Source organism: Clostridium sp. UBA5119 (assembly GCF_002414285.1).
GTDB classification, from domain to species: domain Bacteria; phylum Bacillota; class Clostridia; order Clostridiales; family Clostridiaceae; genus Clostridium_J; species Clostridium_J sulfidigenes.
Genome location: NZ_DHYX01000062.1, coordinates 317 through 10,992, shown reverse-complemented (window position 1 = coordinate 10,992; position 10,676 = coordinate 317). Strand labels below are relative to the sequence as shown.

Below are 10,676 nucleotides of genomic sequence, written 5' to 3'. Positions count from 1 at the left end.
CGAACTTGGTGAGTCGAGTTTTATTTTTGAAATAGTTTACCAATAGCCCAGGAAGACAAAACGTTCAAAACCGACCTAGTCATCCTAATACGGATTTTCAATGTTGTACTTTAAAATTAAACTATATTTATGTAGAATATATACACAAGAATAAAATGGAAAAACCTCATTTATAATAGTTACGGAGAACTATGTCATATAATTTATTACAAGAATAATTTTTACTTTAATCTTTCATCGAAAGATAATTGAATTTTAATACCAAATGGATCTTCAATGATTCCATATGCTTTACTAAATATATTACTAGCTAATGGTACAATTATTCTAACTCTCTTATCTGCGATTAAGCTATCATAGAATTGATGGATTTCCTCCAAATTAGCACTTTGAACACATAGAGAGGTATTATTACCAACTTTGTACTCTTCATTGGCATCCATTGTATCTTCAGCAATCATAACCTTAGTATTGCCAATTTTTAAAACAGAGTGAGAAATATAATCTTTATTTTCATCATTAATTTCTCGTGATTTATCCCCCATCTTTAACATATCTGCATATGTTACAATCATTAACTGTTCTGCGTTAAAGTGTTTCTTATAAAAATTAATAGCATCTTGTGCTTTTCCATTCATTGAAAGGAAAATAGCTGTTTCTAAGGTTTTACTCATAATATTAATCTCCTTTTTGTAGTAAATTATATATCAATGATTATATTATTGATATAAATACATTATAATATTTAAAGGTGTCAAAATGTGAAACCTTTACTTAAGATAATTTAAAAACGGAGGATATATGAAAAAATCAGAAAGATTAAACCATATGATAATGTACCTAAATGACCTGGATTGCTTCAATTTAAGTGACTTAATGAATAAATATAACATTTCAAAAAGTACAGCTTTGCGTGATATTAGTTCATTAGAAGAATTGGGAATGCCTATTTATACAGAGCAAGGTAGATACGGTAAATATGTTATATTGAAAAATAGATTATTGTCACCTATTATATTTACCATAGACGAAGTATACGCGCTGTATTTTGCAATGCTCACACTAAATGCCTACGAGTCTACACCCTTTCATTTAAGTGTAAATAAACTAAATGAAAAATTTGAAAACTGTCTATCGGAAGAACAAATAGAAAAAATTAACAAGATGAAAAAGTCCTTACAATTTGAAGCCTCTAAACATAATAATGTAAGTAAATTCTTAGATAGGATTTTAGAAAGTATTATTAATGAAGTTAGTTGCACCATAAAGTATTTGAAAAACGATAAAACTATAAATTACCATATACAGTTTTTTAAAATTTTATCTAAATTTGGACAGTGGTACGCTAGTGGAATAGAGCTTAATAGCAATAAATACAAAGTTTTTAGATGTGATAAAATAACCTCATTAGATTTTAGTAGTGAGAAGTTAGAATTTCTAATTGATGATGTTATAAACTCTCCCATAGAATTTTACCAATCTGATAAAAGTATTCATTTTGAAGTAGAGATTTTAGATGGTGCATCGGATATTTTCTACAAGGAACATTATCCTTCTATGAAAATAGAAACAGGAACAAAGACAATTATAAAGGGATTTTGTAATGTAGGTGAAGAAGATTTTATATCTGATTATTTTCTTAGATATGGCACTTGTATTAAATCAGTAAAACCGCAATGGTTAAAATCTATTATTTATGAAAAGATCAAAAAAATTCTAAATCATTATGAAGAAATCTAAAATTCATCTACACTAAAATATTAATTCAATCATATCCTTTAGTTTATAAGTTTTCCATTGGTGATATAAAAATACTATGAATGATAAATTTAAACATACATATCTACAGCCACCTGTAAGTAGATTAAATAGCGACTTTACAGGTGGTTATATTTTTTATTAATTAATATTTAGTTTACGGAAGAAAACTTTTTGCCAGTGTATTTATATATTCTAATAAAAATATATAAATAACCAAAGCAATAAAGAGAAACTTGACAAATATATCATTTATGGATATATTATATTTAATGATATATTATTAAATGATATATCATTAAATATAATATGAAGGAGAATTTTATGCCAAGAAAAGATTCTATTAATATAGGGGAATTAACAGATTCTGCTTTTTATATTCTATCTAGTGTTGTTGACGAAAAGCATGGATATCTAATTATGAAAACTATTGAGAAGTATACTAATAATGAAGTTACTATTGGTCCTGCATCACTTTATACAACATTAAAAAAGCTTTTAGCGGCAGATTTGGTGGAGTTAATTTGTGACACAGATGAAAATAAAAAAATATATAAAATAACCAATAAAGGACGAGAGATGCTTATAAAAGAGATTGAACGTAAAAAGCAGATGATTAAATTCGCTGAAAATTTTTTGGGTTAGAAAAGAGGGGTATTTTTGAAAAGTAAATATGTAATGATTAATGGGTTTGCATTTAGTGAAGAAAGTGATATGGAAAAATTAAAAGAATATGCAAGGCAAGGTTGGATATTAGAAGATATAGTAGGAGGGTTTTTCTATAAACTAAGAAAAGATAAATCTCAAGATATAATATATAACTTAGATTACCAAACAGAGGCAAATGAAGAATACTTCACTATATTTAAAGAAGCAGGATGGAATCGTATTGTTTCTGTAGAAAATTATATGCACATTTTTTCAGCGCAAGCTGGAACTAAACCTATTTATAGTGATTGTGAATCAGAAATAGATAAATATACAAGTATAAGAAATCTAACAAGAAAAGGGACTTTATATTCTTTAATACTAGCTATAGCTCTAATGGGGTTGCTAGTTGTTTCTTTAGTTGCCATTAAACCTATATTTTTAATTATTGTTGGATTATTGATAATTGATATATTTGTATTTGTCTTTAATTTTATGCCTTATTTAGCATATAACTCTAGAATTAAGCAAATAAAAAAAGATGGTACGTGTAATAGTAAAGCAATAGATAATAAAAGTTCATGGATATTATATGCAATTTCAGGAGTTCTATGGTTGGCTATAGGAATATGGCATTTAAACGGGAAACTATATTTTACTGCAGTATTTCTTATAATTTTTGGTGTTTTTTTCATTTTTTCAAGTTCAGCCTACTTTAAGAAATATAAAAAGTCTTTATAAATTATATACAGTATGGATAAGAGTATTTTTTAGGAACAGTAGAATTTCAGAATTCTGCTGTTTTTTATGTAGTTACAAGTTAAACAAAGGAAATGTATGCTTTAAGTGGTATGAATTTATTGAGCAGTGGAGAGAGAGGTGGTACAATAAGGAAGAGTTTATGAATAGTGGGTTTTATAATACAGTGCATTCTATTAATGCAAAAGATTATACAGAAGAACAGTTGAATGTATGGGCAACAGGGAGTGTAGATTTAGAGAATAAGTTTCAAGGAAATTGGGAAGTAAAACAGTTGCGTTTACATAAGGTTTCTCATATTTTTTGGAATAATGTAATAAACCAATATACTTTAGGTAACTTCATAGAACTTCAAAATGGTAACGAAGTTTGGGATGGTCCTATTCATAGATTTAGTAATAAATAAGTACAAATAGAGCAGTAGGGCAATTCTTGCATTACATATTTCACTATGAGATAATTATTAAAGATTACACAAAGTAAAGGGGATATATTATGCATATTCAGCATGTAACCTTAATGGTTAACGACTTAGAAGAATCTATTAAATTTTATGAGACAATTACAGAACTAACTGTTTCCCGACGCTTTAAAGCAGGAGCTGGAGAGCTTGCATTTCTGACAAATGGCAAGGGAGAAACTGAGATTGAACTTGTCTGTATGCCACAGGGTCAGAAGTTTGAAGGAAAGGGTATGTTCATTTGCTTTAAAACATATAAACTAGATGAAATGCATAATCTTGTGCAGGACAGAGGTCTTAATCCTTCTGCCATCCAAAACCCTGGTGATGGAACTCGCTATTTTTATGTATATGATCCAAATGGGGTATCAGTACAGTTACGAGTTTTTCCAGAGTAATTTTCAAAAGTATTTGGCTTACTGTAGTATATAGTTGGGTTAATTCACTTTTTTTATTATAGGTTGAAAGGTCTTTACCTAAAAGGGTAGAGGCTTTTTTATATTGAAAATAAAGCTTAGAATGGCATCCACTTATAGAACTAGTTAAATCCTAATGTACCAGCAATTCCATTTAAAATCACAACACCAGAAAAGGGAACTAAATAAAGTAACTAAATTTTGGACAGATGTATCAGAATGTTTTTAATCAAGGGTATGGGGTATGGGTTATTGGGTAATAGGAGATATTAAAAGTATATAGGGGGAAATTTATGATAATTAAGAGTGAACCGTACCATAAATAATGGAGTTTTTTTTATGAAAAAAACAAATACTATGTAGAAGTAATGATATATATTGTTTGTGTAGATTTGTGATATATGGTAAGAATTATCCAGTAATATGGGCAAAATAAAACTATGGAGGGGATAAAATGAGTTTTAAGATTATTGCAGACTATCATACTCATACTAATATTGCAAAGGGGCATATTCCCTTATTTAATATTATTTTTGGAGAACATGCAAAAGGAAGTATTGAATCAAATGTTAAAACTGGAATAAAAAAAGGATTAAAAGAAATAGCAATAACAGACCATGGTTATAGGCATAGTATCTACGGGATGAAACTAAATCAATATAAAGAAGTACGTAAAGTAATTGATGATTTTAATAAGAGTTCATTATTGAAGGAGAATGACTTTAAGATTCTTCTTGGTATAGAATGTAATATTGTTACTAAAAAGGGGGATATAGATATTAAAGATGAAATAATTGATTACCTGGACATAATTTGTGTAGGTTATCATCCTGGAGCGGTACAAAATCCACTTTTATTGAGAAATTATACAGAAGCTGCGATTAATGCTATTAAAAAATATGAAATTACAATATTAAATCATCCATTAGAGCATGTTAATCCAGATATTATTGAAATTGGAAAGGTCGCTATTGAAAGAAATACTGCTCTAGAAATTAACAGATCTCATAAGAATATGGATATTGAAACAATAAAAAAGTTAAAGAACATGGGCGTTAAATTTTCATTGGGAAGTGATGCACACAAATCAGAGGATGTAGGGGATTTTGGTAAAGCATATAATATTGCAGTTGAGGCAGGTCTTACAGATGATGATATTGTTAATGCTGATGGAGATGCACATAAATTAATGAAATTATTAAGAGATTAAGTTTGGTAGTGGTAACGAATTGTAACATATTTATTTTATGTATAAAGAAATGAGAAAATTATATTTTCTAATACGTCGCCAACAGTTCCATTACCAATGACCTTTGGAGGATTACTTTCTAGGTGGCTAAAAATTGATTTTCTAGGAGTACCCTTGCTTGTAAAGGGAGCAAAACAATCATATAAGAACGTTATAAAACTTGTAAATCACACAAAGAAGGCATCAAAGGAAGATAAGTCAGAGGTTATTATTTTAGATAATAAGGAATTTAAGAAAAAATAATTTTTGACTGTTATAGGGGTTATATATTAAATTCAAGCCAATGATATAAAAAGTATCATTGGCTTGTGCTATAACTATTTCTATTTGTACTGGAGATTATTTATATTAGCGTAACGTGATATGAAAGCAGTTCAAAGCAACTCTTCTGAGGGTGGGTTGAAAAGATTTATTAAATACCTTATCCTATATTTATCAAGAACAGGAGGGTATCATATGCAAGATCAGAAGTGTCAAGAGGAATACATACGAAAAATTCATAAGGTGCAGGACTATATTGAAGATCATTTAGGGCAATCACTGTCCATTGAGGAACTTTCCAATGCTGCTGGGTTTTCAAAATATCATTTCAGCCGGATATTTCAGGGCATATTAAACGAGCCTTTAGCCCATTATGTGAACCGGATTCGCATGGAGAATGCACTTTTTTTGCTTGCACACCGGACAGATAAAAATATTACGGATATTTCCTATGAACTTGGATATACTGATTCAGCCGTATTTTCCCGTGCATTTAAGAATTATTATGGCGCCAGTCCAAGAGAATACCGGAATGAATATAGCAAGAATTGCAAAGATTCTTTTTTACTGTCAGAGTATAATAAGGACACAGTGAAGAAAGAATGGGCAGACAATCCGATTCCTGTGACCGGGCAGATTACTATAGAAAATTTGGAGGAAAAGCAGGTTGCTTATGTGAGACATACAGGTACCTATGACACATTAGCAAAGAAGTATGTCAATCTTATTCAGATTTTATTTGATCATGCAAATAAGCAGCATCTTCTTGTGAAGGGTCAAAACTGGGTGATTGCCATGTATCATGATAATCCGGAATTCGGAGAGGAGAATCAATTCCGTACCAGCCTATGTCTAACGGTGCCAGAGGATATACGAGTTCAGGAAGACGGTATTCTTGGGAGGATGAAACTAGAAGGCGGACTGTATGCGGTGGGACATTTTCAGATTCAGCAGGAACAGTATAGCGATGCTTGGAATTACATGTATCAACAGTGGATAACCAGCAGTGGTTATGTTCCAAGAAACTCATATCCATTCGAAGCGTATCGAAACGAACCTTATTCAAATGGAAGTCCTATCCATGATGTAGATATATACGTTCCTATTGAGCCGATGAATTATGTGAAGTAATCTACTATTTAGGCAATTAGGGTTGACATCTACCTTCCCATTGAACCCATTCATTTCTAACATGCTGCAAATCGATTCAGAGGTGAGCATATGGAAGAAATCAAGATTAAAGGAGCACGAATCCATAATCTAAAAAATATCAGTCTAGCGATTCCTAAACATCAACTAGTGGTGATTACCGGGATCAGTGGTTCCGGTAAATCCAGTCTTGCATTTGATATCCTGTTTGAAGAAGGCAAGAACAAGTATCTAAGGTCCATTGGAATTCTGGCTGGACTTGATAACCAGGACAGGTTCGATACCATGGAAGGAATCGGTCCAACGGTGGCGGTATGCCAAAATACAATAAGGCAGAGCAATCCCCGTTCTACAGTTGGCACAAAGACTGGAATTCTAAACCAGTTAGCCATGTTATATACCAGTGACGGAAAGGCTATAGATGAGCATAGTGGACATCTCTCCCTAGGCTTCTTTCTATATACAACGGCCGATGGTATGTGTATTAGCTGCCAGGGCAGAGGTTCTTATTATGATATCAATCTGGAGAAGTTGATTCCAGATAAAACAACAACCTTATTGGAGGTCTATGAGAGTCTGAAGGTAACAGCTGGTTTCTTACGAATTTTAAAGAAGAAATACGGCGTATATTTTGCAACCCCATTATGGAAACTTCCAGAAGATATCAGTAATGAAGTCATCTATGGGACATATGATAATGGAAAGCAAAGCTACTGTCTGGAGCGGATATTAAGAAATTCTTATGAAAAGGGCGAGGATGTGGAGGAAGTTTATGCAAAGACCCTTTGTCCAGATTGTCATGGACATCGAATCGGCGAAGAAGCAAGAGAAGTCTTCCTTCATGGAAAGCACATTGGTGAACTGGGGCAGATGACACTGACAGGTCTTCTTGATTTCCTAAAGGAAATACCGGAGGAAGAACTATCTCAGTTTGGTAAGAACGTGGTAAAGAATGTAGTGGAGAAATTGAAGCATTTGATTCAGTTTCGCTTAGGGCATCTGACTCTTTATAGGGAGATGTCTTCTTTAAGCGGTGGTGAGGTACAGCGAATCTTTCTCCATCTCCATTTGGAGTCTAAACTGAATTCTCTGATTTATGTCTTTGATGAACCCATGGCAGGATTACATTCATCGGAGAAGGAAAGCATGATCAAAGCGGTAAAGGAATTAAGAGACATTGGTAATACAGTGATTATGGTGGAGCATGATAGAGAGATGATTCGTCATGCAGACCATATTATTGAGATTGGTCCAAAAGCAGGCATAGAAGGTGGAAGGGTTGTCTACCAGGGAAATTATGAAGGATATGAAAATGTAGATACTATGCTTAGTCAGTATCTTTCAGGCAAATGTTTGATGCCGGAAAGGACGGTCAGAAAGCATGCCTTTGATAAGGAAGACTGTCTAATGTTAGAGCATGCAAATACCCATTATTTAAAGGACTTAACTGTAGCATTTCCACTTCATGTCATGGTTGGTATTGCTGGATTATCCGGAAGTGGGAAGAGTTCGCTCATTGAGGAGACGCTTTTGAAACGTCTTGCTAGTGCCAGAAAATATGGTCTTGCAACTGGTATAGTAGGAGTAGAACTGATTAGTGGCTTTGCAAAGATATCTCAGGAGCCTATTGGAAGAAATTCCAGTTCTACGCCAGTCTCTTATATTGGTATCTGGGATAAGATCAGGGAGCTTTTTGCAAAACAGCCAGAAGCAAAAATAAGAAACATGAGTGGTGGACATTTTTCCTTTTATTCTAAAGGGGCATGTCCAGACTGTGGTGGTAGTGGTTATGAAAGGATCTTTCTGACCTCCAATTTTTCCGTAGATAAGCTCTGTCAGATGTGTCATGGAAAGCGGTTTCATGAAGAAAGTCTTTCTGTAGACTATAAAGGAAAAAACATTGCCGATGTGTTAGAGATGAGCGTTACCGAAGCCATTTCATTCTTTGCAGATCAGAATAGCATTGTGAGACCGCTACGTATTCTAGATCAAATGGGCATGGGGTACTTAACCCTTGGTCAGCCATCTTCTTCTTTAAGTGGTGGTGAGGCACAGAGAGTGAAGCTTGCCAAAGAGCTAGGACGGCATCGAAAGGGCAATATACTATATGTGTTAGATGAACCAACCACTGGACTTAGCTTGTATGATACGGCATTGTTATTAAAACTATTAGATCAACTTGTTGTAAATGGCAATTCGGTGATTGTCATTGAACACAATGTAGAGGTCTTAAAGAGCTGTGACTATATTATTGAACTTGGTCCGGAAGGTGGGGACAAGGGCGGTGAGATTATTGCCAAAGGAATACCAGAGCAACTGAAAGATAATCCGAATTCCAGAACAGGAGGGTATCTTGTATGAATCATATAAATCAAAGAAAAAAGATATGGTTAGAAAAGATAATAAACAGTAGCTATAACAATATTACTGGCATAATTGTATTAAAAAACGGTGAAACATTATATGAAAATTACTATAATGGATATACCGCTAATAACACCAACCATGTTTTTTCAGTGACAAAAAGTATTATTTCCATATTGATTGGTATTGCCATAGATAAAGGGTACATCAAAAGTATCAACCAGAAAGTATTGGATTTTTTCCCGGATTACACAGTTAAAAGAGGAGAAAAAACGATACAGAGTGTTACCATTAAGAATATGCTGACTATGACAGCCCCTTATAAATGTAAGTCAGAACCATATGCGAAGGTTTTCGCAAGCGATAACTGGATAAAAGCTGGGCTTGATTTATTAGGAGGGAAGAGGCAGAACGGAGAATTTAGGTATTCTCCTATTGTAGGAACACATATTTTATCCGGAATTCTTGTAAAAGCAACAGGACAATCAGTACTTAATTTTGCAAGAGAAAATTTATTTTCGCCATTGGAAATTAATGTTGGACACAATGTGGTGTTACCAAATAAAGAAGAACATCTTGCCTTTCCAAAAGATAAAAATGTTAGTGGTTGGGTTGTTGACCCTGAAGGGGTAAATACAGCAGGCTGGGGTCTTACCTTGACCCCAATGGATATGGCAAAAATAGGTCAATTGTACTTAAATAATGGAATATGGAATGATAAACAAATTATACGGTCGTGGTGGATAGATGAAAGTATAAATGAGCATAGTCGAGGAGGAAAGCTGGCCTATGGCTATCTGTGGTGGATTATTGATGATAAAGAACATATATATGCAGCTTTGGGACAGGGAGGAAATGCGATCTATGTTAATACAAAGAAAAAAATGGTAGTTTCTATTGCTTCTATTTTAAAGCCATATGCGAAGGATAGTTTAAAACTTATTAAAGATTATATTGAACCAATATTTGAGAATTGTGTATAGTATATATTAATTTATCAGTGAGATTATGAGGCTAATCTGAAGTTTTACAAATTCCAATTTGTGCAGGTGAAGATACTCAAAGGGATAGGATAGGTATAGAAAAATAGTATTAACCACGTTTCTTATGTAGGGGGATAAAATGAAAAATAATAAAAAATATATAATAATTTTAATAGTGGTTATAGTTGCCATAGTTGGAGTTGTTAGTTATACAAATTTAAAAGGAAATAGAATAATAAATGATTTTAGTAATTATGTAGTGGAATATAAAGATGGTATTAGTACGTTTCTTTTAAACTCAAATGAGGAAAAATACCAAGATCTAATTAATAAATGTGATCAGATTATTGTAAATAAAGAATATAAAAAAGTTGAAGGACTAAAAGAAGAGTTAAATCAGTTTAAAGATAATCTAACAAATAGTAATATAGAATTAATAAATAAAGGCATTTCAGAACTTGAAGCTATTGATATAAGCAAGCTTAAGGACAAAGATTTACTTATAAATAAAATTGAAGAACTAAAAAGTTTAAGAGATAAAAAAGAATTTGTTGATGGAAATGAAAAGCTAAAAGCCTTAAAAGCAGAAATAAATGATAAATTAGAAATCAAAAGTCAAGAGAAAGAAA

Annotated in this window: 12 protein-coding genes; 11 read left to right on the top strand and 1 reads right to left on the bottom strand. The window is 32.5% G+C overall.

What is annotated here, in order from left to right; all coding sequences use genetic code 11:
* Positions 1-221: 221 nt before the first annotated feature.
* On the bottom strand, positions 222-674 hold the full coding sequence (locus B2671_RS10190) for a VOC family protein (protein ID WP_346870312.1): 453 nt from the start codon (positions 672-674) through the stop codon (positions 222-224).
* 127 nt (positions 675-801) lie between these two features.
* Between B2671_RS10190 and B2671_RS10185 the strand changes: the two genes are divergently transcribed.
* The 11 genes from B2671_RS10185 to B2671_RS10135 form a co-directional block, all read left to right on the top strand.
* On the top strand, positions 802-1,740 hold the full coding sequence (locus B2671_RS10185) for a YafY family protein (RefSeq protein ID WP_346870311.1): 939 nt from the start codon (positions 802-804) through the stop codon (positions 1,738-1,740).
* A gap of 342 nt (positions 1,741-2,082) precedes the next feature.
* Positions 2,083-2,403: a PadR family transcriptional regulator gene (locus tag B2671_RS10180; protein WP_346870310.1), complete on the top strand. Its 321-nt coding sequence runs from the start codon at positions 2,083-2,085 to the stop codon at positions 2,401-2,403.
* Positions 2,404-2,418: 15 nt separating this feature from the next.
* Positions 2,419-3,147 (top strand): DUF2812 domain-containing protein, encoded by a 729-nt coding sequence (locus tag B2671_RS10175; RefSeq protein WP_346870309.1) that lies wholly within the window; start codon positions 2,419-2,421, stop codon positions 3,145-3,147.
* Positions 3,148-3,307: 160 nt separating this feature from the next.
* Positions 3,308-3,571 carry a hypothetical protein gene (locus tag B2671_RS10170; RefSeq protein ID WP_346870308.1) on the top strand — a complete coding sequence of 88 codons (264 nt, stop codon included), beginning with the start codon at positions 3,308-3,310 and terminating at the stop codon, positions 3,569-3,571.
* Positions 3,572-3,660: 89 nt separating this feature from the next.
* The gene (locus B2671_RS10165; RefSeq protein ID WP_346870307.1) at positions 3,661-4,023 is read left to right on the top strand and encodes a VOC family protein; all 363 of its coding nucleotides are present in this window, start codon (positions 3,661-3,663) and stop codon (positions 4,021-4,023) included.
* A gap of 472 nt (positions 4,024-4,495) precedes the next feature.
* The gene (locus B2671_RS10160) at positions 4,496-5,251 is read left to right on the top strand and encodes a PHP domain-containing protein (protein WP_346870306.1); all 756 of its coding nucleotides are present in this window, start codon (positions 4,496-4,498) and stop codon (positions 5,249-5,251) included.
* Between the two features lie 57 nt (positions 5,252-5,308).
* Positions 5,309-5,533: a DUF3189 family protein gene (locus B2671_RS10155; protein WP_346870314.1), complete on the top strand. Its 225-nt coding sequence runs from the start codon at positions 5,309-5,311 to the stop codon at positions 5,531-5,533.
* A 213-nt stretch (positions 5,534-5,746) separates the two neighbouring features.
* On the top strand, positions 5,747-6,682 hold the full coding sequence (locus B2671_RS10150) for an AraC family transcriptional regulator (protein WP_346870305.1): 936 nt from the start codon (positions 5,747-5,749) through the stop codon (positions 6,680-6,682).
* A gap of 90 nt (positions 6,683-6,772) precedes the next feature.
* Positions 6,773-9,061, top strand: coding sequence for an excinuclease ABC subunit UvrA (locus B2671_RS10145; protein ID WP_346870304.1), 2,289 nt, complete (start codon positions 6,773-6,775; stop codon positions 9,059-9,061).
* 5 nt (positions 9,062-9,066) lie between these two features.
* Positions 9,067-10,047: a serine hydrolase domain-containing protein gene (locus B2671_RS10140; RefSeq protein ID WP_346870313.1), complete on the top strand. Its 981-nt coding sequence runs from the start codon at positions 9,067-9,069 to the stop codon at positions 10,045-10,047.
* A gap of 139 nt (positions 10,048-10,186) precedes the next feature.
* On the top strand, positions 10,187-10,676 hold a 490-nt coding region (locus B2671_RS10135; protein ID WP_346870303.1), incomplete at its 3' end, for a hypothetical protein.

What these genes read in the sequence shown, in the direction of transcription:
- B2671_RS10165 (WP_346870307.1), top strand. Translation starts at nt 3,661, where the DNA reads ATGCATATTCAGCATGTAACCTTAATGGTTAACGACTTAGAAGAATCT.
- B2671_RS10185 (WP_346870311.1), top strand. Translation starts at nt 802, where the DNA reads ATGAAAAAATCAGAAAGATTAAACCATATGATAATGTACCTAAATGAC.
- B2671_RS10190 (WP_346870312.1), bottom strand. Translation starts at nt 674, where the DNA reads ATGAGTAAAACCTTAGAAACAGCTATTTTCCTTTCAATGAATGGAAAA.
- B2671_RS10180 (WP_346870310.1), top strand. Translation starts at nt 2,083, where the DNA reads ATGCCAAGAAAAGATTCTATTAATATAGGGGAATTAACAGATTCTGCT.
- B2671_RS10160 (WP_346870306.1), top strand. Translation starts at nt 4,496, where the DNA reads ATGAGTTTTAAGATTATTGCAGACTATCATACTCATACTAATATTGCA.
- B2671_RS10145 (WP_346870304.1), top strand. Translation starts at nt 6,773, where the DNA reads ATGGAAGAAATCAAGATTAAAGGAGCACGAATCCATAATCTAAAAAAT.
- B2671_RS10150 (WP_346870305.1), top strand. Translation starts at nt 5,747, where the DNA reads ATGCAAGATCAGAAGTGTCAAGAGGAATACATACGAAAAATTCATAAG.
- B2671_RS10170 (WP_346870308.1), top strand. Translation starts at nt 3,308, where the DNA reads ATGAATAGTGGGTTTTATAATACAGTGCATTCTATTAATGCAAAAGAT.